20 protein-coding genes and 2 pseudogenes are annotated in these 21,176 nt (G+C 68.2%); 8 read left to right on the top strand and 14 right to left on the bottom strand.

The window, feature by feature from the left end; all coding sequences use genetic code 11:
* Position 1: 1 nt before the first annotated feature.
* Genes ltaE through trpE form a run of 3 tightly spaced genes read right to left on the bottom strand, consistent with a single transcriptional unit; the run spans position 2 to position 3,147 of the window.
* The gene (gene ltaE, locus PO768_RS12790; RefSeq protein WP_272646369.1) at positions 2–1,081 is read right to left on the bottom strand and encodes a low-specificity L-threonine aldolase; all 1,080 of its coding nucleotides are present in this window, start codon (positions 1,079–1,081) and stop codon (positions 2–4) included.
* Positions 1,078–1,662, bottom strand: coding sequence for an aminodeoxychorismate/anthranilate synthase component II (locus PO768_RS12795; protein WP_272646370.1), 585 nt, complete (start codon positions 1,660–1,662; stop codon positions 1,078–1,080). The genes ltaE and PO768_RS12795 overlap by 4 nt, the downstream gene beginning before the upstream one ends.
* Positions 1,663–3,147: an anthranilate synthase component I gene (gene trpE, locus PO768_RS12800; RefSeq protein ID WP_272646371.1), complete on the bottom strand. Its 1,485-nt coding sequence runs from the start codon at positions 3,145–3,147 to the stop codon at positions 1,663–1,665. It abuts the gene before it with no gap.
* Between the two features lie 352 nt (positions 3,148–3,499).
* Between trpE and PO768_RS12805 the strand changes: the two genes are divergently transcribed.
* A complete protein-coding gene (locus tag PO768_RS12805; RefSeq protein WP_137942908.1) occupies positions 3,500–4,096 on the top strand; it encodes a chalcone isomerase family protein in 597 nt (198 codons plus the stop codon).
* On the opposite strand, the gene gph is transcribed toward PO768_RS12805, so the two are convergent.
* Positions 4,050–4,742: a phosphoglycolate phosphatase gene (gph, locus tag PO768_RS12810; RefSeq protein ID WP_272646372.1), complete on the bottom strand. Its 693-nt coding sequence runs from the start codon at positions 4,740–4,742 to the stop codon at positions 4,050–4,052. The two genes, PO768_RS12805 and gph, sit on opposite strands and share 47 nt — an antisense overlap.
* 105 nt (positions 4,743–4,847) lie before the next feature.
* Here gph and PO768_RS12815 point away from each other — a divergent pair, with 105 nt between their 5' ends.
* The gene (locus PO768_RS12815) at positions 4,848–5,936 is read left to right on the top strand and encodes a carbohydrate kinase (protein WP_272646373.1); all 1,089 of its coding nucleotides are present in this window, start codon (positions 4,848–4,850) and stop codon (positions 5,934–5,936) included.
* An 8-nt stretch (positions 5,937–5,944) separates the two neighbouring features.
* Positions 5,945–6,865 (top strand): pseudouridine-5'-phosphate glycosidase, encoded by a 921-nt coding sequence (locus PO768_RS12820; protein WP_442953223.1) that lies wholly within the window; start codon positions 5,945–5,947, stop codon positions 6,863–6,865.
* Here PO768_RS12820 and PO768_RS12825 read toward each other — a convergent pair whose 3' ends face one another.
* The 7 genes from PO768_RS12825 to PO768_RS12855 all read right to left on the bottom strand — a co-directional run bounded on the left by PO768_RS12825 (position 6,866) and on the right by PO768_RS12855 (position 14,499).
* The gene (locus tag PO768_RS12825; RefSeq protein WP_272646374.1) at positions 6,866–8,320 is read right to left on the bottom strand and encodes a GGDEF domain-containing protein; all 1,455 of its coding nucleotides are present in this window, start codon (positions 8,318–8,320) and stop codon (positions 6,866–6,868) included.
* Positions 8,321–8,373: 53 nt separating this feature from the next.
* Positions 8,374–8,841, bottom strand: a complete 468-nt coding sequence (locus PO768_RS12830; RefSeq protein ID WP_262971623.1) for a low molecular weight protein-tyrosine-phosphatase — start codon at positions 8,839–8,841, stop codon at positions 8,374–8,376.
* Between the two features lie 150 nt (positions 8,842–8,991).
* A complete protein-coding gene (locus PO768_RS12835; protein WP_272646375.1) occupies positions 8,992–9,270 on the bottom strand; it encodes a helix-turn-helix domain-containing protein in 279 nt (92 codons plus the stop codon).
* Between the two features lie 267 nt (positions 9,271–9,537).
* Complete coding sequence (locus PO768_RS12840) at positions 9,538–9,918, bottom strand: hypothetical protein (protein ID WP_262971624.1); 381 nt, start codon at positions 9,916–9,918, stop codon at positions 9,538–9,540.
* 32 nt (positions 9,919–9,950) lie between these two features.
* Positions 9,951–13,151, bottom strand: coding sequence for an nSTAND1 domain-containing NTPase (locus tag PO768_RS12845; protein ID WP_272646376.1), 3,201 nt, complete (start codon positions 13,149–13,151; stop codon positions 9,951–9,953).
* A gap of 13 nt (positions 13,152–13,164) precedes the next feature.
* Entirely contained in the window at positions 13,165–13,860 is a 696-nt protein-coding gene (gene rpe, locus PO768_RS12850; protein WP_272646377.1) for a ribulose-phosphate 3-epimerase, read from the bottom strand.
* Positions 13,861–13,893: 33 nt separating this feature from the next.
* Positions 13,894–14,499 carry a TetR/AcrR family transcriptional regulator gene (locus PO768_RS12855; RefSeq protein WP_137942900.1) on the bottom strand — a complete coding sequence of 202 codons (606 nt, stop codon included), beginning with the start codon at positions 14,497–14,499 and terminating at the stop codon, positions 13,894–13,896.
* A gap of 173 nt (positions 14,500–14,672) precedes the next feature.
* Between PO768_RS12855 and PO768_RS12860 the strand changes: the two genes are divergently transcribed.
* The 3 genes and pseudogenes from PO768_RS12860 to PO768_RS12870 all read left to right on the top strand — a co-directional run.
* The gene (locus PO768_RS12860) at positions 14,673–15,563 is read left to right on the top strand and encodes a fasciclin domain-containing protein (protein WP_272646378.1); all 891 of its coding nucleotides are present in this window, start codon (positions 14,673–14,675) and stop codon (positions 15,561–15,563) included.
* Between the two features lie 52 nt (positions 15,564–15,615).
* Positions 15,616–16,542: a fasciclin domain-containing protein gene (locus PO768_RS12865; protein WP_272646379.1), complete on the top strand. Its 927-nt coding sequence runs from the start codon at positions 15,616–15,618 to the stop codon at positions 16,540–16,542.
* A gap of 46 nt (positions 16,543–16,588) precedes the next feature.
* Positions 16,589–17,038: pseudogene (locus tag PO768_RS12870) on the top strand (fasciclin domain-containing protein); the annotation flags it as partial.
* A 21-nt stretch (positions 17,039–17,059) separates the two neighbouring features.
* On the opposite strand, the pseudogene PO768_RS12875 reads toward PO768_RS12870, so the two are convergent.
* Both PO768_RS12875 and PO768_RS12880 read right to left on the bottom strand, forming a co-directional pair.
* A pseudogene (locus tag PO768_RS12875) lies at positions 17,060–17,662 on the bottom strand (DNA-3-methyladenine glycosylase I); the annotation flags it as partial.
* Positions 17,659–18,429 carry a substrate-binding periplasmic protein gene (locus PO768_RS12880; protein ID WP_272646380.1) on the bottom strand — a complete coding sequence of 257 codons (771 nt, stop codon included), beginning with the start codon at positions 18,427–18,429 and terminating at the stop codon, positions 17,659–17,661. The pseudogene PO768_RS12875 and the gene PO768_RS12880, both read right to left, overlap by 4 nt.
* Positions 18,430–18,521: 92 nt before the next feature.
* Here PO768_RS12880 and apaG point away from each other — a divergent pair, with 92 nt between their 5' ends.
* Positions 18,522–18,896 (top strand): Co2+/Mg2+ efflux protein ApaG, encoded by a 375-nt coding sequence (gene apaG / locus PO768_RS12885; protein WP_272646381.1) that lies wholly within the window; start codon positions 18,522–18,524, stop codon positions 18,894–18,896.
* Positions 18,896–20,908 (top strand): site-specific recombinase, encoded by a 2,013-nt coding sequence (locus tag PO768_RS12890; protein WP_272646382.1) that lies wholly within the window; start codon positions 18,896–18,898, stop codon positions 20,906–20,908. Before apaG ends, PO768_RS12890 begins: the two co-directional genes overlap by 1 nt.
* On the opposite strand, the gene PO768_RS12895 is transcribed toward PO768_RS12890, so the two are convergent.
* Positions 20,905–21,176 (bottom strand): hypothetical protein (locus PO768_RS12895; protein ID WP_272646384.1); only part of this gene is annotated, 272 nt, incomplete at its 5' end. The two genes, PO768_RS12890 and PO768_RS12895, sit on opposite strands and share 4 nt — an antisense overlap.

Here is a 21,176-nt window from a genome sequence, read left to right on the forward strand (position 1 = left end):
CTCAATACGGTCCGGTCGCAGCGCGGACTGCTGGGGCCGGCGCCTTGGCACCGGCGGCGAAGAACTCGCGCACGGCGGCCACGGTGCGGCGGATACCTTCGGCATCGACATCCAGGTGGGTCACGAAACGCAGGCCGATCAGGCCTGTGGCCAGGATGCCCTGCGCCTTCAGATGGGCCAGCAGATCGGCGCCGCGTCCGTCGGTCACATCAGCAAAAACAATATTGGTGTCCACCGGGCGCACGCTCAGCCCCTCGATGCCCGCGAGCCCCTCGGCCAGGCTGGCGGCCAGCGCATGGTCCTCACGCAGGCGCAGCACATGGTGATCCAGCGCATGGTTGGCTGCGGCCGCCAGCAGGCCGACCTGGCGCATGCCGCCGCCAACCATCTTGCGCACCCGCATCGCCCTGGTGATCAGCGCGGCCGAGCCGCACAGCATCGAGCCCACCGGCGCGCCCAGGCCCTTACTGAAGCAGACCGAGACGCTGTCGAAATACGCGGTGATGCGCGCGAGCGCCGCGAACACATCGCCACCCTCCCCGGCATCGGTGACCGCCGCGTTAAACACCCGCGCCCCGTCCAGATGGCAGCTCAGGCCGTGACGACGCACCAGGGCCGTGGCCTCGGCCAGATAGGCGTGCGGCATGACCTGGCCGTTCCAGGTGTTCTCCAGGCACAGCAGGCGGCTGCGCGCGAAGTGAGGATCGTTCGGCTTGATGGCCGCCGCGATGTCGGCCAGATCCATCCGGCCACGACCATCCTGGCTCAGCGGCTGGGGCTGGATGCTGCCCAGCACGGCCGCGCCACCGCCTTCATAGCGGTAGGTGTGGGCCAGCTGGCCGACGATGTACTCGTCGCCGCGCTCGCAATGGGCCAGCATCGCGCACAGATTGCTCTGCGTGCCCGAGGGCATGAACAGCGCCGCCTCCATGCCGGTCAGCGCGGCCATGCGTGCCTGCAAGGCCAGCACCGTCGGGTCGTCGCCGAAGACGTCGTCGCCCACCTCGGCGCGCGCGATCGCCTCGCGCATCGCGGCCGTGGGTCGGGTGACGGTATCGCTGCGCAGATCGACGATATTCACAGTGCTCGCTCCAGGAAGTTCTTCAGCATGGCATGGCCATGCTCGGACAGGATGGACTCGGGATGGAACTGCACGCCCTCCAGCGGCGTGGCCGTGCCGGCCAGCTCGCGGTGGCGCACGCCCATGATCTCGCCGTCCTCGCTGCGCGCGGTGATCTCGAACTCCTGGGGGCAGGACGCTTCCTCGATCACCAGCGAGTGGTAGCGGATCACACTGAAGTCGCGAGGCAGGCCCTTGAACACGCCCTTCTGGTCGGTCGTGATGGTGCTGGCCTTGCCATGCATCTGGGTTTTGGCGCGCACGATCTTGCCGCCCAGCGCCGCCCCCATGCTCTGATGACCCAGGCAGACACCGAGGATGGGCAGCTTGCCGATGAAATGCTGGATGGCCGGCACACAGATGCCGGCCTCGGCAGGCGAGCAGGGCCCGGGCGAAAGCACCAGATGGTCGGGCTTCAGGGCGGCGATTTCTTCCAGCGTGATCTCGTCGTTGCGGGCCACCTTGACCTCGGCGCCGAGTTCACCGAAGTACTGCACCAGATTGAAGGTGAAGCTGTCGTAGTTGTCGATCATCAGCAGCATTTAGAAGCCCTCCTCAACCAGTTCAGCCGCGCGAATCAGCGCGCGCGCCTTCGCCTCGGTTTCCTTCCATTCCAGCTCGGGCACCGAGTCGGCCACGATGCCGGCGGCGGCGGCCACATACAGGGTCTGGTCCTGCACGATGCCGGTGCGGATCGCAATCGCCAGGTCCATATCGCCGGCAAAGCTCAGATAGCCGCAGGCGCCGCCATAGATGCCGCGCTTGACCGGCTCCAGCTCGTCGATGATCTGCATCGCGCGTATCTTCGGCGCGCCGCTCAAGGTGCCGGCCGGGAAGGCGGCGCGGAACACATCCATATTGCTCAAACCCTCGCGCAGCGTGCCCTCGACATTCGAGACGATGTGCATCACATGCGAGTAGCGTTCCACCGCGAAGGCATCGCTCAGTTTGACCGAGCCGGTCTTGGCGATGCGGCCGATGTCGTTGCGCGCCAGGTCGATCAGCATCAGGTGCTCGGCACGCTCCTTGGGGTCGGCCTTCAGCTCCACTTCGAGCGCCGCATCGAGCTCGGGCGTCGCGCCGCGAGGGCGGGTGCCGGCCAGCGGGCGGATCGTGATCTGCTGGCCCTCGGGTGTGCGCTCGTGTCGCACCAGGATCTCCGGCGAGGCGCCGACGATCTGGAAGTCACCCATATCGTAGAAGTACATATAGGGGCTGGGATTCAGCGAACGCAGCGCGCGGTACAGGCTCAGCGGCGACTCGGTGTAGCGCTTGCGCAGGCGCTGGCCGAACACGATCTGCATGCAGTCGCCGGCCGCGATGTAGTCCTTGGCCTTGAGCACGCCGGCCTCGAAATCGGCGCGTGCGAACTCGCGCTCGACCGGGTGCGACTGGCCGCGCTTGACCTGGGGCGCCGAGACGCTGTAGGTCAGCTTGTCGCGCAGATCGCTCAGGCGCTTCTTGGCGCGGAAGTAGGCCTCGGGCTGGGAGGGGTCGGCGTAGACGATCAGGTAGAGCCGGCCCGACAGATTGTCGATGACGGCCAGTTCCTCGCACTGCAAGAGCATCACATCGGGCGTGTCCAGGCCGCCGCTTTTCTGTGTCTTGGCGGGTTTGGGCTCGATATAGCGCACCGCGTCATAGCCGAAGTAGCCGGCCAGGCCACCGCAAAAGCGCGGCATGCCGGGCCGCAGCGCGACCTTGAAGCGCTGCTGGTAGGCCTCGATGAAGTCCAGCGGATTGCCCTCGTGCGTCTCTATCACCGCGTCGTCGCGCAGCACTTCGGTACGCAGCCCCTGGCTCTTCAGCACGGTGCGGGCCGGCAGCCCGATGAAGGAGTAGCGGCCGAAGCGCTCGCCGCCGACGACGGACTCCAGCAGGAAGCTGTGCCGACCGTTGCCGGCACCGGCGCACAACTTCAGATACAGGGACAGCGGGGTTTCAAGATCCGCAAAAGCCTCGCTGAGCAGCGGGATGCGGTTATAGCCCTGGGCGGCCAGGCTCTGGAACTCGAGGTCGGTAATCATCACGTACCTTGATGCAGGGCGGCCCCGCGCTCGAAGGCGACGCAGGCACACCGGATGTCAGGTCGCTTGACTGCGTCCATCCCACCGGGAAGGTTCGGGCTGTGCGGCTCCGGGAACCAGGAGCCGGCACGCGGTCAATCAATCAAGCGGCTTCAGGCGAAGTCGGACGGGCGACGCCAGGGCCAGGCTCCCCGGTCGTTCGACCCCTTGATGTGCTTGCGCGTGATGAACATGATGCGGCGCAGTTTAGCAGTGCTTGTGTGACGACTCCGTTCAGGGTTTGTGCGTGATGCACAACACGGACAAGCGGGCGGGCTTCGCGCCATACTTCGCCGATAAAACGGAGCGAGACATGTCGAGACAATTCCTTGCGGCCCTGCTGCTGGCCATGGCCCTGCCCATCCAGGCCCAGACGGTCGAGGTGGCCGGCGTCAAGTACGAGCCCACGGCCGAAGTGGCCGGCCAGAAGCTGCAACTCAACGGCGCCGGCATTCGCTACAAGGCCGTCTTCAAGGTCTATACCGCAGGCCTGTATCTGGGCGCCAAGGCCGGCACGCCGGAGGCCGCGCTGGCCGCGCCGGGCCCGAAACGCCTGCACATCCAGATGCTGCGCGAGATCGACGGCAACGAGCTCGGCAAGCTCTTCACCAAGGGCATGGAGCAGAACGCCTCGCGCGAGGAGTTCGCCAAGGCCATCAACGGCGTGCTGCGCATCGCCGATATCTTTGCGACCAAGAAAAAGCTCACGACCGGCGAGAACTTCAGCGTCGAGTGGATTCCCGGCACCGGCACCGTGGTCTATGTCAACGGCGCCAAGGTCGCCGGTGAGCCGATCAAGGAGCCGGAGTTCTTCGGCGTGCTGCTGAAGATCTGGCTGGGCAAGTCGCCGGCCGACGACCAGCTCAAGGATGCGCTGCTGGGGATTCAGCGCAGCCGCTCGGGACAGTGAGCTGATCCAGCCGGTCGAGGTGCTGCAGCGCCGGCACCGCGTCGATGGGCTCACCGTGGTTGTAGCCATAGCGCACCAGCACCACCGGGCAACCGGCGCCGCGCGCCGCGCGGGCATCGTTGCTGGAGTCGCCGATCATCCAGGTGGCGCCGGGTGCCGTGCCCAGCGCCTCGCAGGTCTTGATCAGCGGTAGCGGATCAGGCTTTTTGCGCTCGAAGCTGTCGCCGCCAAACACCCAGCCGAAATAGCCGGCCAGGCCCTTGCGCGCCAGCAGCTCACGGGCAAAGGCCAGCGGCTTGTTGGTCAGGCAGGCCATCGGCAGGCCCAGCGCCGCCAGCCGCTCCAGCCCCTCGACAACGCCGGGAAACACCGCCGAGAACTGCCCGTTCAGCGCCAGATAGTGCTGCTGGTAGCGAGACCAGGCGGTTTCGTAGAGCGCGGGCGCTCCACCCACCTCGGCCAGCGTGCTGCGTATCAGGTGCTCGCTGCCCTGGCCTATCGTCAGCTCGACGAACTCGCGGCTCACGGCCGGCAGCGCCAGCTCCTGCAGCACCAGATTCAGCACCGCGACAAAGTCGCCCAGCGTATCGACCAGGGTGCCGTCAAGGTCGAGGATGAAGGCTTGGGGGCAGGTCTGAGAGGTCACGGCGGCGGTGGCGAACTGGGGAGCCGCGAGTTTAGCGGGCACGCTGGGCACACCACCTCGATCAAGACAATTGTTTTACAATACGGACAATTGTTTATAAGCACCATGGACAGCAAAAAAGAACAGCTGCTCGCACTGATACGCGACAACCCCTTCATCGGCCAGCAGGACCTGGCCGAGCGCCTGGGCCTGTCGCGCTCGGCGGTGGCCGGCCATATCGCCAGCCTGACGCGCGAGCGCCGGCTGCTGGGCCGGGCCTATGTGCTGCCGCAGCGTGCGCCCATCGTCTGCATCGGCGGCAGCAATCTGGACCGCAAGCTGCGCACCCTGGCGCCGCTGCAGATGGGCACCTCGAACCCGGTCAGCCAGCGCGAGACGCCCGGCGGCGTGGCCCGCAATGTGGCCGAGAACCTGGCGCGGCTGGGCCTGCCTGTGCATCTGCTCAGCGCGGTCGGCGACGACCCGGCCGGCCGCGAGCTGCTGGCCCATGCGGCGCGGCTGGGCATCGCGACCAGCGGCTCGCTGCAGGCCGCCGACGCCGCCACCGGCAGCTATACCGCCGTGCTCGACGCCGACGGCGCGATGCTGCTGGCCCTGGCGCAAATGGCGCTGACCGAGAGGCTGACACCCGATTTCCTGCGCCTCACCTCGGCCCAGCGCGCCAGCGCCAGCCTCACCGTGATCGACCTGAACCTGCCGGCCGACAGCGTGGCCCAGTTGATCAGCGAGGCCGCCGCCGACACGCGGCCGCTGGTCGTCGTCGCGGTCTCGGTGCCCAAGATGGCGCGGCTGCCGCAGAACCTGAGCGGCGTGCACTGCCTGCTGCTGAACGAGGGCGAGTTGGCCGCACTGTGCGGCGGCAAGCCGCTCTCCAGCCCGGGCGCGCTGCGGCGCGCCCATCGCCAGCTGCGCGAGCGCGGCCTGCAACAGCTGGTCGTCACCCAGGGCGCTGCCGGCGTGCTCTACAGCGACGGCGACGCGCTGCTGGCAATGCCGGCGCCGAGCGTGCCGGTGCTCGATGTCACCGGCGCCGGCGACGCCTTCTCGGCCGGGGTCTGCGCCTCGCTGTACCAGGACCCGCAAGACCTGGCTCTGGCCTGCCGCCGCGGCCTCGCGCTATCGGCGCTGACCCTGCAGACCGAAGCCACCGTCCATCCCGATCTCGGCCCCGAACTGCTGCAATCCATCCACTGAGAACCCCCATGAGCACCCTGCACACCTTCATCGACTACTCGGCCGAAGTGGCCGCCGCCCGCGCCGCCGGCAGCCCCATCGTCGCGCTGGAATCCACCATCATTTCGCATGGCATGCCCTACCCGCAGAATGTGCAGACGGCCCGCGAGGTCGAGCAGATCATTCGCGACGGCGGCGCGGTGCCGGCCACCATCGCCATCCTCGACGGCAAGATCCGCATCGGCCTGTCCGAGGCCGAGCTGGAGCTGCTGGGCCAATCGCCCGAGGCGCTGAAGGTCAGCCGGCGTGACCTGCCCTATGTGCTGGCCAGCGGCAAGATCGGCGCGACGACCGTGGCCGCGACGATGATCTGCGCGGCGCTGGCCGGCATCCAGGTCTTCGTGACCGGCGGCATCGGCGGCGTGCACCGCGGCGCCGAGACCTCCTTCGACATCTCGGCCGATCTGCAGGAGCTGGCGCAGACCTCGGTGGCCGTGGTCTGCGCCGGCGCCAAGTCCATTCTCGACATCGGCCTGACCTTGGAGTACCTGGAAACCCATGGCGTGCCGGTGATCGCGATCGGCCAGGACAATTTCGCCGCCTTCTACACGCCCGACAGCGGCTTCAAGGCCGACTTCCGCATCGACGCAGCAGCCGAGCAGGCGCGTTTCCTGCAGACCAAATGGGCGCTGGGCCTGGCCGGCGGCGTCGTGATCGCCAACCCGGTGCCGGCCGGGCAGGCGATGGAGCGAGCCGAGATCGAGCGCATCACCGCGCAGGCCCTGGCCGAGGCGGCCGCGCAAGGCATCGCCGGCAAGGCCGTCACCCCCTATCTGCTGGCCCGCATCAAGGCGCTGACCGAGGGCCGCAGCCTGGCCACCAATATCGCCCTGGTCAAGCACAACGCGGTGGCCGGCGCCCGCCTGGCGGTGGCCCTGGCAGCCTCCTGATCAGCCGACCTTGATCGGCGGGGACGAGGGCGGACGCCCCGCCCCGCTGGCGGCCTTGTGCTTGTACATGTCCTCGTCGGCCAGGCGCAGCAGGCTGGCGGAGTCCTTGGCCATGTCGGGAAAGCGGGCGATGCCGATGGCCGCCGAGATCTGCACCACCAGCTTGTGGGTCGGCAGATAGATGGGCTGGCGCAGCAGCGCGTCCAGCTTGTCGCGCACCTGGACGGCCGCCTCATGGCTGCAGACATCGGGCAGGATGACCAGGAACTCGTCCCCGCCGATGCGGCCCACCGTGTCGGCATCGCGCACCGCACCGGCCAGGCGCTGGCCCACCACCTTAAGCACCATATCGCCGGACTCATGGCCGTACTGGTCATTGACCGGCTTGAAGCCGTTCAGGTCGATGAACAGCAGCGCCACGCCCTCGCCTTCGCGCTGGGCCCGGGCCAGCGCCCGCTCCAGCCGGTCGTGCAGCAGGCGCAGCGACGGCAGGCCGGTCAGCGCATCGTGGTTGGCCAGGTGCTGGACCACCTCCTCGGCGCGGGTGCGGCGCTGCACCTCCTCGCGCAGCTCGGCCAGGCTGTGCTCCACCGCATCGGCCATCTCGTCGATCACCGCCGACAGCTCGCCGAACTCGGTGTCCACCGGCAGCTTCGTGCGGCTGCCATGGCGGCCCGAGCGCACCGACTGGGCCCAGTCCCGCAGGGCCGCCAGCGGCTGGCGCACCGAGCGGTCGAAACGGTGCGCCGACCACAGCGCATGCAGGCTCAGCACCAGCAGGATGGCGGCGGCCATATAGGAGGCCTGCCGCACGCTGCGCTGTGCCTGCAGCCGCTCCTGTTCCAGCCGCTGGGCCAGGCTTTGGGTCAGGCGCCGCAGCGGCGCCGCGATCTCGGCCTTGGCGCGCAGATAGGCCTCGCCATGCAGCAGATCCAGGGCCTGGCGCCAGTCCTCCGGCCGCGGCGTGAAGCCCGGGCGCTTCTCGATCAGACCCATGGCCTGGCGCTCCAGCGCCATCAGTGCCTCGGAGCGCTGCCGGGCCTCGTCGAGCAAGCCCAGTTCCTGCGCGGTGAAGCCGGCCGCGTGCAGGCGCTCCTGCGCCGAGGCCATCCGGCCTGGTCCGTCGGCGGCCTGCGCATCGGCCAGGCGCAGATCCCAGAACGCCGCGTCATAGTCCAGCGGGCGCGGCGCCTGCCCCTCGCGCATGCGCACGATGTCGGCATAGAACTGGGCATAGCGCGGCTGCTGCTGCAGCACGAACAGACGCGCCATCAGGCTCAGCTCGTTAGAGCTTTGATACAGCTCGGCCGCCAGCTGATGGCCCTCGAAGCGCCGCGACTGGGCCTGCTCAAGCGCCCGGTAGGCCGAGGCCAGATGCAGCAGGGCCGCCACCATCAGCGCCACCAGGACGACCTGCACCACCAGATGGAGGGCGAGCTTGGTGCGTATCTGCATGGCCGCAGCTTAGCGCTGCAGCACACAATTGAGTAGCGCGCCGACCCGGGCTGTCACAGCGCCGAGACACGCCCGCTCTGCAGCGCTTCGCGCAATCCCGACGCGCCCAGTTCCACCAGGCTCAGCACATGCTCGAAACCCTGGATGCTGCCGAAATAGGGGTCGGGCACCTCGCGGCCGGCATGGCCGGGCACGAAATCCAGGAACAGATGCAGCTTGTCCTGCTGCGGGGCCGGGCAGAGCAGGCGCAAATCGTGCAGATTGTCGTGGTCCATCGCCAGCACCAGATCGAAGCGGGCAAAGTCCTCGGCCTGGACGCGCCGCGAACGCCATTTCTTGCCCAGCTCATAGCCGCGCTGCAAGAGCACGCGGGCGGCGCGGGCATCGACCGGCTCGCCCCGCGGCCCGGCGCGCATGCCGGCCGATTGCACCAGCGCATACAGGCCTTGCGCCTTCAAGACCGCCTCGGCCATCGGCGAACGGCAGATATTGGCGGTGCACACCAGCAGGATGTTCTTCATCCCCGCGATGATAGAAGACGCCGCTGCGGCCCGGCGTCCCGGCCTTGTCACTTGTTCAAGGCCGATGCTTGGTCGATATTCCGCAGCCCCTGAGCGAAGACTAGTTTGGTGGCTGGCGGCCGGCCAACCAGTATCAGTTTGGTATCAGTATCAGGCGGTGCCGCTGCGCTCGCTGCGTATCAGTTTCTGCACCGGCACATCGAAATACCGTGCCAGTTCGCGGGCCACCCGGTAAATCACCGGCTTGCCGGTTTCGGCCCGCTTGATCGACGCGATCGAGACCCGGATTTTCCGGTCGCTGCAGGAAAATGCCATTTCCTCCTGGCTTTGCAGTTTCTCGCTGCGCAGATCCTTCAGTATCTCGGAGACCAGGAATACCCGTCCAGTGGTCGGCACCGGCCGACCGGCGCGTTCTGGGTCTTGCTGCATGCTCGGACCCTCTTTTGATGATGGGGGCGGGTCGGTCGAGCGTCCCGCGGCGGCGCCGCGCGATCTCCGCGACGTCACGGACGCTAGGCAGCCCGGGCCCGGGCAAGCTTCCGGAAACCTTCCGGGACTCCATCAACGAAAAAACCAAGGGACAACCCTTGGTTTTGACGGATCTACGGCCAAGCAAGTCCGCGAATTGTCGACCTGCCCGGCGCTGGCGGCAGTCTCAGCTTGGTCTCATCTCGGTCTCAGATGGACGGTGCCGGCTCACTGGTCGTCGTTCTTGACCTCGGGGTCGGTGCTGGGATACAGGCAGGTGACCTCCCCGGGGCTGGAGAACATCAGCACCACACCCTTGGTGACGATCTCGCTGGTGGGCATGCCCACCGCGACGATGTGTTCGTCATTGGCCGGCGTGAAGTTGTGGCTGTTCAGCGTCGGCGCATGGCCCAGGGTCTTGAAGACCGAGCCGACCAGCACCAGCGGCGAGGCGGCGGCCTGCACGAAGTTACAAACCCCGGCGCTTTGTGGAATGCGCAAAGGCTGCTCGGCCACCTGGGTACAGGCCGGGTCGGTGAAATAACTGCAGTCGGCATAGTTGCCGCTGGCGTCTATCGAGGCCTTGACATAGTAGGTATTGGTCGACATGGCTATCCCTTTTCAACTGGTTTTCAAATAAATCAGGAGCGGGGATCGCGACGTTCAGCCAACCATTGCTGCTCGGCGCCGACCTGGCTTTTCCGCTCCAGGCATGAATATGCCTGGACCCAGGTCTCGGTAATATCGAAATGAACCCGCAGCAAGGGCCGCAGGCGGTCCAACTCGGCCAGCACGGATTCACATTGCGCGCGTGCCGCCGTCTCGGCGCGCGCTTGCGCGTGCAGATCCGCGACGGCCAGCCGGACCTTGGCGCGCTCGGCATGCAGGCGCAGATCGTCGGGCTGGGTTTGCAGTGCATCACTCAGGCTGGGCAGCAGGCCCGTCAGCAGCTCTAGGGCCTCGGCGTCTTCGCCCTGGGCACGCAGTTCGCGGCCCAGCAGCAGCGTGGTCTGCGCGCGCTGAGGCAGGCGACGCAGCGTCGCCGCCGCGCTGGCGCCGCTGTTGAAACGCTGCATCTGCGCCAACAGCTCGCGCAGCCGCGCCGCGCCGCGCCCGGGCGCCTGCGTCTCGATCTCCAGCACCTCGACCCGGGCCAGGCCCAGCCGCCATTTGCGGTTGTCGCTCTCCTGCGCCAGCAAGCGGCCGAACAAGGCCTTGGCCCGGCCGAAGGCCGCCAGCGCCTGATCACGCTGCCCCAGCTTCTGCCAGGCCTGACCGATCCAGGTCTGGGCCACCGCTTCGCTGTCCAGCCACTCCAGATCCGACGGGGCCTGGGCGCGCGCCTGTGCGATGCCTTGCAGCCCCTGCTCGAACAGGCGCCGCGCGGCCTCAAACTCGCCCTGCCACAGCAGGGTCGTGCCCAGCCAGGTCAGGCTGTTGGCCCACCAGGCCTTCAGGCCCAGGTCATCGGGGCGCAGCCGCATCGCCTGCTGCTTGAGCTCGATCGAGGCGCGGAACTGCCGCGCCGCGCCGGGCAGATCGCCGCTGTCCAGCATCACCGTGCCCAGGCTGTTCTCGGCATAGGACAGCTCGATCAGCGGCTCGGCCTGGCCGGGCGCCTCGGCCAGCCATTGGGCGCTGTGCTCGCGGTAGGCGTGCCAGGCGGCGCGCGCGGCGCCGAACTGGCGCTGCACATAGAACGCATGGCCGAGCCAGAAATCCGCCGCGCCCTGGGCCTTGCGCCACTGCGGCAGCAGCTCGGCGGCGGGCGTGGCCACCTCGAGCAGGCGGCGCGCCTGCTGCAGCGGTGCTATCGCCGCCTCCAGCTCGCGCTTGGAGACCCGCACCTCGCCGATCACGGTCAGCGCCTTGGCACGCTGCAGCAGGGCCTGGGGCTCGGTCGGGCGGTCGCCTTCGGCCAGATGCTTCAGGGCCTGCGCGCCGACGCTGTCGAGCAGTTCGAGCCGGCCCACCGGGCGCAGCTTGTCGGCGAATTCACCCAGCATATAGCCCAGCAAGTCATCGGCCTGCTCGCTGCGCTGGCGCGCCAGCTGCTCTGCGCGGTCGGCTCGCCAGGCCAGCGTGCCGCTGAGCAGGGTCAGCAAGGCCAGGCCCAGCACGGCCGCCAGGCGCAGATGCCCGCCGCGCGCGGCGCGGCGGCGCGAGGCCTGCACATAGTCGCGCTCGTCAGCGCTGATCACGAACTCGCTATGCCCTAGCAGCGCCAGCGCGTCGGCCAGCTGCTTGCCCTTGGGCAGCAGGTACTCGGCGGCCCGCCCCTCGGCCTGCCAGCGCGCCACCTGCTGGCGCAGCCGGCTGCGCAGCTGCAGGGCCTGTTGGTGCTCGGCAATCCATTCGGTGACCCGCGGCCAGCGCCGCAGAATCGCCTCGTGGGCGACGCGAAAACCGGCCCGCTGCTCGATCAGATCGCTGACCAGCAGCCGCGCATCGACCAGGGCCTGGACCAGCTCGCGCTCGGCCGCACCACCGAGCTCGTCCCACAGCGCGCGCCGGCTGGTGGCGCGCGCCTCCTCGGCCGACAGGCTGATCTGCAGCGCCAGCACCTGCGGCAGGGCCTGTTGCTGGATGGGCAGCAGGCTCTTGATCACGGCCTCGGCGCGCAGGCCGATCGCGCCCTCCAGCCCGCCGAGTTCGCGGTAGGCAGCGAAGCTCAGCTCGCCATGCGGGCTGCGCAGCCGGTACAGCTCCTCCAGCGTGTACTGCAGCAGCGGCAGCGCATCCGGGCTGTGGGCCGCGTCGTCGCAGAGCTGATCGTCGAGCCGCGCCCGGGTGCTCGGATCGATGCCGAAGCTCAGCCCGGCCGCGCGTGCCGGCAGGCGGATCATCTGGGCAATCTCGGCACGGCTGGGCGGGCCCAGGTCGAAGTGCGCGCCCAGCTGCTTGTCGCGCATCAGCAGGCTGTGCTCGGACAGGCGCGGATAGAAATCGTTGCGGCAGGCCGCGATCACGATGACATCGCCGCTGTCGGCCAGGGCCTGCAGCGCGGCCAGCAGGTCGCCAACACAGGCGGCATCGAGATGCGGCGCGACGAACAGCGCCTCCAGCCGGTCGACGAAAAGCAGCAGCGCCGCGTCGCGCCCGCCGCGCGCAGCCGCAATCTCGGCCAGCACGGCCTGCGGCGTGTGCGCCAGGCTCCGGGCCAGGCTGTCGGCACTGGCGCCGGGGAACAGGCTGCGCCCGTCGAGCTCCCAGTCCAGCAGCGCGGCCGCCAGCGCGGCCAGCGGCGCATGCAGGCCGATATCGCCGAGGTCCAGGCCCGTGCTGGCCAGGCCTTGCAGGGCCGGGAACAGACCGGCCTGCACCAGCGAGGTCTTGCCCGAGCCGCTGGGCCCGAGCAGCAGCGTGAAGGCACGCTGCTCGCGCCAGCGGGCGCGCACGCTGAGCAACAATTCCTGCAGCACGCGCTCGCGGCCGAAGAAGACCTCGGCATGGGCCGCATCGAAAGCCAGCAGGCCGCGAAACGGCGAGCCGCCGCGCCAGCCGCCCTCGCGGGCCTGGGGCGCGGGGCCATCGCTGGACGCGACCGGGGCCAGCACGCGGTAGCCGCGCTTGCGCAGGGTCTCGATATAGCGCGGCTCGGTGGCGCTGTCGTCCAGCGCGCGGCGCAGCTGGGCCACGGTCTTGTGCACCGGGTTGTCGCCCAGCGGTTGCTCGGGCCAGCACTGCTGCAGCAGCTGCTCGGCGCTGAGCACCTGGCCGGGCTGCTCGCACAGCGCCACCAGCACCTGCATCGCCCGCGGCTCGATCTGGCGGCGCTCTTCGCCCCGGCTCAGGCCATTGCTGGCCGGATCGATCGCCCAGTCGCCGAGGACGAAGCGCATCGCGCGGCGTCGCTCAGCGCGCCAGCTCCGCGCGCATCGCGTCGATGACCGCCTTGTAATCAGGCTTACCGAAGATGGCCGAGCCGGCCACAAAGGTGTCGGCGCCGGCATCGGCGATCTGACGGATGTTGTCGACCTTGACCCCGCCGTCGATCTCCAGCCGGATGTCGCGGCCGCTCTGCTCGATGATTCGGCGCGCCGCCTCCAGCTTCTTCAGCGCGCTGGGGATGAAGCTCTGACCGCCGAAGCCCGGGTTGACGCTCATGATCAGCACCAGGTCGACCTTGTCGATCACCCACTCCAGCACGTCCAGCGGCGTGCCCGGGTTGAACACCAGGCCGGCCTGAGCGCCCTCGGCCTTGATCAGCTGCACGGTGCGGTCCACATGGGCGCTGACCTCGGGGTGAAAGCTCACCAGCTCGGCGCCGGCGCGCACAACGGCCTGGGCCAGGCTGTCGACCGGCTGCACCATCAGATGTACATCGATGGGCGCCGGCGTGCCGTCGGGCTTGACGGCGTGTTTTTTCAGCGCCTCGCAGACCATGGGCCCGAAGGTCAGATTGGGCACGTAATGGTTGTCCATCACATCGAAATGGATCCAGTCGGCACCGGCGGCCAGCACGTTGCGGACCTCCTCGCCCAGGCGGGCAAAGTCGGCGGAGAGGATGCTGGGAGAGATCAGCGGCGAGGGGCGGCTTGAGGTGCTCATGATCGGGCGCGGGGCTGGGAGTGAGCCCCGATTTTAGGAGCCCGCCAGCCCGCCGAAGCAGGTGGTCAGCAGCATCTCGATGATTTGCGCATCGCTGTGCTGGCCGCCGGCCTTCAGCAGGGCGAGTACCGGATCGCAGGCGCGGGCGAACAAGGTGTAGAGCACGATCTCGGGCGGCAGATCGGGGCGCAGGCTGCCATCGGCCTGGGCCGCTGCGATCCACTCGCCGAGCTCGTCACTCAGGGTCAGCAGCCGGTCCATATAGAGCTTGTGCCCCGTCAGCGCCGCGCGCAGGCTGGAGTTCTGCGCCGGCAGCGAGGGCATTTCGCCGGCCAGCTGCACCTGCATGGTCCAGCGCGCCACGGCCTTGAGCCTGTCCAGCGCCGAGCCCGGCTGCTCGCGCAGCCGCGCCAGCTCGGCCAGCGCCCGCTCCAGCACCCGCACCATCGCGGCGGCCGCCAGCTCCTCCTTGGAGCTGAAGTGCTTGTAGAGGCTGGCCTTGGCGATGCCCACATCGGCCACCACCTCATCCACCGTCATCAGGTCGAAGCCCTTCTCGGCCAGCAGGCGGTTGACCGCATCGACGATGGCGTCCTCACGGGCCTGCAGGACCTGTTCGCGGAATGAAACTTTTGCCATGGCCCGATTCTAGAGCCCATCGTAACAATTCAGAACACGCAGGTCGAATTGATACCATTAAGTATTTTTACAAAACCAATCAGTTGACAAAATGAACTGAACAGTTCAAATTCCGCATCTCCCAGCGCCGACACCCAGAAAGCGAGGACCAGATGCTCAGATGGCTTTGCCCGATGACCACCGCTCACCGCGCCGGCTTGCTGCCCGGCGCCAGCGCCGCTGCGCAGCCGCGCACCGAGCTGCCGACGGCGCCGGCCTGGCTGGTATCAGCCATGCCACGCGCCGGACTGCAGAGCCTGCTCAGCCACGGCCGAAGCCTGACCCTGCTGGCGCCCAGCGACGCCGCGCTGCGGCAGCATCTGAGCGAACAGGGCCTGGGCATGGACGCGCTGCTGGCCGAACCCCAGCGCTTGCGCGCGCTGCTGCTGGAGCATCTGCTGCTTGTGCCGCTAAGCCCCGAGCCCCTGCCGCAGCCCCTTCCGCTGCCCAGCATGGGTCGCGGCACCCTGCGACTGCAAGCCGATGCCCAAGGCCCTTGCCTGCTTGATGCCCAGGGCCGTCTGGCCCGTTTGCTGAGCGGTGAGCTGACTTGGGGCGAATTGCGGCTGCATGTCATAGACCGCGTGCTGCAGGCGCCGCAACAAGGCCTGCTGGCCCAGGTGCAGCAGACGCCGTCCCTGAGCGAATTCGCCGAGGCCGTGCATCGCTGCGGTCTCGATGTGGTGCTGCGCTCCAGCGGTCCCTTCACGCTGCTGGCGCCCGACGACAGTGGTTTCAAGCAATTGGCGGCACGCCTGGGTCTGCGCCGGCGCGAGCTGATGAATGATCGCGAGCGGCTCGGCCGACTCGTGCGCCACCATCTGCTTGGCGGACGCTGGCTCAGCCACGAGCTGCCCTGGGGCGCTCGCATGAACAGCATCGAGGGCTCGGCGATCCAGTTCGGCGCGCTGGGCCTGCTGTGCTGCGGCGATACCGCTCAGCCGCTGCAGCCTGGCAGCGACTGGCAAGCCGTCAACGGCGTGCTGCACCGCCTGGCCGCGCCCTTGCTGCCCGACGGCTTCTGAAGCCGCAGACACCCCAACCTCAACCCTTATCAACAAGCAGGGAAATACCGCCATGTTTGCCTGGTTCAAACGCCTCACCCTGCTGGCCTCGGTCGGCCTGCTGGCCGCCTGCGGCGGCGGTGATGATCACCCGCCCACGGTCGTCGACATCGCCCGCAGCGACGCCCGCTTCAGCATCCTCAGCGAGGCTGTGATCGCGGCTGATCTGGGCACCACGCTGTCCGCGCCGGGCACCCTGACCGTGTTCGCGCCGACCAATGACGCCTTCGCCGCGCTGCTGACCGAACTGGGCATCAGCAAGGCCCAGCTGCTGGCCGACAAGGCCCTGCTGACATCGGTGCTGACCTACCATGTGCTGCCCGCCAAGGTGGAGCGTGCGGCCATACCGGCCGGAAAGCCCATCACCACGCTGCAAGGCGGCATCTTCAAGATCGAAGTCAGCGGCGACACCGCCCGGGTGACCGACGGACGCAACCGTGTCTCGACCATCACCGCCACCGATATCCAGGCCAGCAACGGCGTCGTCCATGTGCTGGACCGTGTGCTGCTGCCAGCCGACAAGACCATCGTCCAGACCGCCAGCGCGCTGCCCGATTTCAGCATCCTGGTCGAGGCCGTTGTCGCCGCCGATTTGGCCGGCACGCTGAGCGGCAATGGCCCCTTCACCGTGTTCGCGCCGACCAACGCGGCCTTCGCCGCGCTGCTGACCGAGCTGGGCCTCAGCAAGGACGCCTTGCTGGCCGACAAGGCCCTGCTGAGCAAGGTGCTGACCTACCACGTGCTGCCGGCCCGGGTGCTGAAGGCCGATGTGCCAGTCGGCCCGGCCATCACCACGGTGCAGGGCAATACCTTCACGATCGACGCCAATCTCGACATCAGCGACCGCAACGGCCGCAAGGCCAGGATCACGGCCACCGATGTGCTGGCCAGCAATGGCGTGATCCATGTGATCGACAAGGTCATCCTTCCGACGCTGTGAGCGTCGCCTACCCCCTTTCCCTCAACCCCGAAGAAAGCAGTACCCGATGAAAAAGCTCATTGCAATCAGTGCCCTGTCCCTGCTCGCGCTGTCGGCGCAGGCCAAGGACATCGTCGACACCGCCGTGGCGGCGGGCAGCTTCAAGACCCTGGCCACCGCGTTGCAGGCCGCAGGCCTGGTCGACACCCTCAAGGGCCCCGGCCCGTTCACCGTGTTCGCGCCGACAGATGCGGCCTTTGCCAAGGTACCCAAGGCCGACCTCGACGCCTTGCTGAAGGACAAGGCCAAGCTGACCGCCGTGCTGACCTACCACGTCGTGCCTGGCAAGGTGATGGCCAAGGACGTCAAGGCCGGCAAGGTCAAGACGGTGCAGGGCAGCGAGCTGACGATCGCCACGATGGGCGGTGTCACGGTCGATGGCGCCAAGGTGACGGCCACCGACATCGCCGCCGACAACGGCGTGATCCATGTGATCGACAGCGTCGTGAGGCCAAAGTACGCCCGGCCGGGCTCCGCGCGGGGGCTTGAAACGCCGCCGCGCGGCCTCCACCTCGGCATGCGTCACGCAGTGCGGCGCATGGTCGTTGATCAGGCCCATAGACTGCATGAAGGCATGCATGGTGGTGGGGCCGACGAATTTCCAGCCGCGCTTCTTCAGGTCCTTGGACAGGGCCTTGGAGGCCGGCGACTCGGTCAGGTTCTCGTGGCCGCCCTCCGGCTCGAAGCGCCAGATATAGGCGGCCAGCGAGCCCTGCTCGGCGACCAGTTCGATGACGCGCTGCGCGTTGTTGATGACCGCCTCGATCTTGCCGCGATGACGGACGATGCCGGCATCCTGCAGCAAGCGCTCGACGTCGGCGGCATCGAAGGCCGCCACACGGTCGGCGTCGAAGCCTGCGAATGCGGCGCGGAAGGCCTCGCGCTTGGCCAGGATGGTTCGCCAGGACAGGCCCGACTGGAAACCCTCCAGGCACAGCTTCTCGAACAGGCGACGGTCATCGGCGACCGGGAAGCCCCATTCGGTGTCGTGATAGTGAAGATACGGTGGCCAGTCGGCAGCGGCGGCACACCAGCGGCAGCGCGGCCGGCCATCGGCGGGAAAGTACAGATTTTGGTTCATGGCTGTCGATAACGTTCGGCTAGATCGCGCAGAAAGCCCTCGCGCTCCAGCGTTTGCAAGGCCTGCAACAGACGCCGCGTGAGGAGCGGCGGCAGGTGCTTGGCCACTACCGCGTATTGGGTTTCCTCATGGAACGCGACCGGCGCGAGGCGCAAATGCCCGGCGAACTCGGGCAGGCTCAGCAGCGGCAGCAGGGTCATGTCTTGCCCGTAGACCACGTCCGAGCGCCCCAGCATCAGCATACGCAGCGCATCCACGTCGGAGCGCGCTGCGTCGCTGAAGGGCACCCGGTCCTGCCTCAGCGCCTGCGCCAGCACCGAACCCTGGGCCACCAGCACCGGCTTGTGGAGGCCGGCGCCCCGCAGCTCGGCCACACCGCGCAAGGTGGTCGGATCGTTCTGGCGCTGCACCGCCACATGGCGCACCCGGTACAGCGGCACCGGCAGATAGTCCCATTGGCGGGCCCGCTCCGCCGTGTTGAGCAGGCAGAAGAACACATCGATCTCGCCCTGCGCCAGCATGCGCTCGACCCGCCGCAGCGGCGTCAGCCGCCGCTGCCCCTCAAAGCGCAGGCCGGCATCAAGGCGCTCGACCGCGCCCATCACCTCGGCGCAGAGGCCGGGCCGTGCGCTGTCGCCGGGTGCATACTTGACCGGCGCACCGCTTTGCGCCACGGTGCGCAGCAATACGGGCTGCGCGGCAACGGCCCAGGGCGCCAGACCCAGCACCGCCAGCCATGCCCGTCGTGTGATCGCGGGGTATCTCATCCCTTTTTCTGACTCTGCTTCCAATGTCGGCCCGGGCTTCAGCATAGCCGCCCGGCATCATGATGCAGCGCAGCAACCATAGAATAGTCACCATGGCTCAAGCTCAATTCACCTGCAGCGTTGTCGTGCAAGTCCTGCCCGAGCAGACCGAGGCTGAACAAGGCCGCTATGCCTTCAGCTACACGATCACCATAGAGAACAGCGGCTCGGTCACGGCCCAGCTGGTGGCGCGCCACTGGCAGATCAGCGACGCCGCCGGCCATGTGCAGGAGGTCAGCGGCCTGGCCGTGGTCGGCCACCAGCCGCTGCTGGCCCCGGGCCAGAAAGTCCAGTACAGCTCCTGGGCCCAGATCGCCCCGCCGCAAGGCAGCATGCGCGGCCGCTTTCTATGTGTCACCGAAGCGGCCGAGGTGTTCTACACCGAGGTGCCCGAATTCATGCTGGCCGACACCAGCACCCTGCATTGATGTGGTTCAAGCGAGCGAACCGGGGCTGGGATCTGACGGCCCTGCTGAACGCGGCCGACCCCAGGGCCGAGCTGGCGGCACGCAATCTCTGGCTGGTGCGGCTGATGGAGTGGCTGCGCCACCCGGCCAAGCGCAGTGGCGAGCCCGGCCTGGACGGTAGCGGCGAGCGTGCGCTGCCGCTGTTGCGACTGAAACACCTGCTCAATGTGCTGGAGCGCAACCCGGTGCATGCCGAAGCGTTCGCCGGCGTGCTGGGCAGCGTCTGGCACGATATTCAGGCCCTGGGCCTGTTTGCCGACGTCGGCTTCGCCTCGCGCATGGCCTTGTGGAGCGAACTACTGCACCGGCTGCGCCAGCGCGTGCTGCCCGACACGGTGGACACCCGCGAACTCGGCGAACTGTTCGGCCTGCTCTTCCCCGAGCCCGAGGACGCGCTGTGGCTGGCCGAGCTTGACGACGAGCTGCTGAGCCGGCTGGCGACACTGTTCGGCCAGGCCGTGCCGACCGGCAATGTGTGGCGAGAGCCCATGCTGGGCGGGCTGACAGTGCTGATCAGCGGCGTCGCGGCGGCCGGCCTGTCGGGTCCGCTGCGCCAGCGCATGGACCCCGAGCTGCTGAGCCACAAGCCTTTCACACAGCTTGGCCGAGCAACCGAGCAGTTCAGCGATGCGCTGCAGCGCGCCGATCGCGCGGCCATGATGCCGGCCCTGCAATACCTGCGCGTTCTGCTAGACAGCTGCCGGCTGGCGGCCGAGAGCATTCCGCGCCATCTCGAAGGCTATGGCGTCTCGGTGGACATCATCTTCGAGGTCGAGCAGATGCTGGAGCGGCTGCGCCGCATCGAGACCCTGCTGGATTGCCTGGTCTCACCCGAGCCGCAGCGCGAGCTGGCGCGGCTGGTCTCGAACCTGGTGCGGGTGACTCACGCGCGGCGCAGCGTGCGCATGCTGTTCGCTCGACACTACTCGATGCTGGCCCGAAAGGTGGCCGAGCGCAGCGCCGAAACCGGCGAGCACTACATCACCCGCAACGCCGCCGAGTACCGCGACATGCTGCGCAGCGCGGCGGGCGGCGGCCTCGTGATCGCCGGCACCACCTTCGTCAAGTTCGCGGTGATGGCCTTGTCGCTGTCGGCCTTCTGGGCCGGCTTCTGGGCCGGTGCCAACTATGCCGCCAGCTTCGTCGCGATCCATCTGATGCACTGGACCGTCGCCACCAAGCAGCCGGCGATGACTGCGCCGGCGATGGCGCAAAAGCTCAGCGATATCGACAACGATGAGGGCCTGGAGAACTTTGTCGATGAAGTGGCCCATCTGCTTCGCTCGCAGATCGCCGGCATCGTCGGCAATCTGGCCCTGGTCGTACCCCTGGTGCTGGGCGTGCAGCTGCTGAGCTGGCTCAGCTTTGGCGCGCCCCTGGTCGGCGCCAAGGATGCCGAGCATGTGCTGCACAGCCTGACCCTGCTGGGCCCGACGCTGCTGTTCGCTGCCTTCACCGGCACCCTGCTGTTCGCCAGCAGCCTGATCGCCGGCTGGGTCGAGAACTGGTTTGTGTTCTACCGCCTCGACGCCGCGATCGCCTGGAACCCGCGCATCGTCGCCCGCCTCGGTCAGGCGCGCGCGCAGCGCTGGGCCGACTGGTGGCGCAGCAATATCTCGGGCCTGACGGCCAATGTCTCGCTGGGCATGATGCTGGGCCTGGTGCCCGCGCTGCTGGGCTTTTTCGCGCTGCCCATCGAGGTGCGCCACGTCACGCTGTCGGCCGGCCAGATTGCCGCCGCCGCCGGCGCGCTGGGGCTGGAGGTGCTGCAACGGGCCGATTTCTGGTGGTGCGTGGCCGCCGTGCCGCTGACCGGCGCGCTCAATGTCAGCGTCAGCTTCTATCTGGCCTTCAAGGTGGCGCTGCGCTCGCGCGGCATCATGCTGGCCGACCGGGCCCGCGTCAGCGGCGCGATCTGGCGGCGCTTCAAGGCGCAGCCGCGCAGCTTCTTCCTGCCGCCCAAGGCGAATTAAGGCTTGGGGTCGCGATCCTGATCGGCGTCGCGCCGCTCGCCGCCCTTGCGGCCGGAGAACATGGTCCACCAGACAATGAATATCAGCAGGGCCAGCGCGCCCAGGGCCTCCAGCAATAGCAATCCCATGTCTTTATCCACTCTCTCCTGGCGTGCCGGACTGGCGGCGGCGATTCTAGGCGCGCTGGCGGCCTGCTCCACGACACCGCTGCCGCCGATGCCTCCCGGGCCGGCCCCCGGGCCGAGCGCCGCCACGCCCCCAGCGCCGC

Origin of the sequence: Paucibacter sp. XJ19-41, assembly GCF_028462495.1 — a bacterium.
Lineage (GTDB): Bacteria > Pseudomonadota > Gammaproteobacteria > Burkholderiales > Burkholderiaceae_C > Roseateles_E.

Bases quoted from the DNA above. Each gene is read 5' to 3' on its own strand.
- PO768_RS12820 (WP_442953223.1), top strand. From the start codon at position 5,945: ATGAGCACCCTGCACACCTTCATCGACTACTCGGCCGAAGTGGCCGCC.
- PO768_RS12880 (WP_272646380.1), bottom strand. From the start codon at position 18,429: ATGAGATACCCCGCGATCACACGACGGGCATGGCTGGCGGTGCTGGGT.
- PO768_RS12890 (WP_272646382.1), top strand. From the start codon at position 18,896: ATGTGGTTCAAGCGAGCGAACCGGGGCTGGGATCTGACGGCCCTGCTG.
- PO768_RS12840 (WP_262971624.1), bottom strand. From the start codon at position 9,918: ATGTCGACCAATACCTACTATGTCAAGGCCTCGATAGACGCCAGCGGC.
- trpE (WP_272646371.1), bottom strand. From the start codon at position 3,147: ATGATTACCGACCTCGAGTTCCAGAGCCTGGCCGCCCAGGGCTATAAC.
- PO768_RS12815 (WP_272646373.1), top strand. From the start codon at position 4,848: ATGGACAGCAAAAAAGAACAGCTGCTCGCACTGATACGCGACAACCCC.
- PO768_RS12855 (WP_137942900.1), bottom strand. From the start codon at position 14,499: ATGGCAAAAGTTTCATTCCGCGAACAGGTCCTGCAGGCCCGTGAGGAC.
- rpe (WP_272646377.1), bottom strand. From the start codon at position 13,860: ATGAGCACCTCAAGCCGCCCCTCGCCGCTGATCTCTCCCAGCATCCTC.
- PO768_RS12865 (WP_272646379.1), top strand. From the start codon at position 15,616: ATGTTTGCCTGGTTCAAACGCCTCACCCTGCTGGCCTCGGTCGGCCTG.
- PO768_RS12860 (WP_272646378.1), top strand. From the start codon at position 14,673: ATGACCACCGCTCACCGCGCCGGCTTGCTGCCCGGCGCCAGCGCCGCT.
- PO768_RS12845 (WP_272646376.1), bottom strand. From the start codon at position 13,151: ATGCGCTTCGTCCTCGGCGACTGGGCGATCGATCCGGCCAGCAATGGC.
- PO768_RS12835 (WP_272646375.1), bottom strand. From the start codon at position 9,270: ATGCAGCAAGACCCAGAACGCGCCGGTCGGCCGGTGCCGACCACTGGA.
- PO768_RS12795 (WP_272646370.1), bottom strand. From the start codon at position 1,662: ATGCTGCTGATGATCGACAACTACGACAGCTTCACCTTCAATCTGGTG.
- PO768_RS12825 (WP_272646374.1), bottom strand. From the start codon at position 8,320: ATGCAGATACGCACCAAGCTCGCCCTCCATCTGGTGGTGCAGGTCGTC.
- PO768_RS12805 (WP_137942908.1), top strand. From the start codon at position 3,500: ATGTCGAGACAATTCCTTGCGGCCCTGCTGCTGGCCATGGCCCTGCCC.
- PO768_RS12830 (WP_262971623.1), bottom strand. From the start codon at position 8,841: ATGAAGAACATCCTGCTGGTGTGCACCGCCAATATCTGCCGTTCGCCG.
- apaG (WP_272646381.1), top strand. From the start codon at position 18,522: ATGGCTCAAGCTCAATTCACCTGCAGCGTTGTCGTGCAAGTCCTGCCC.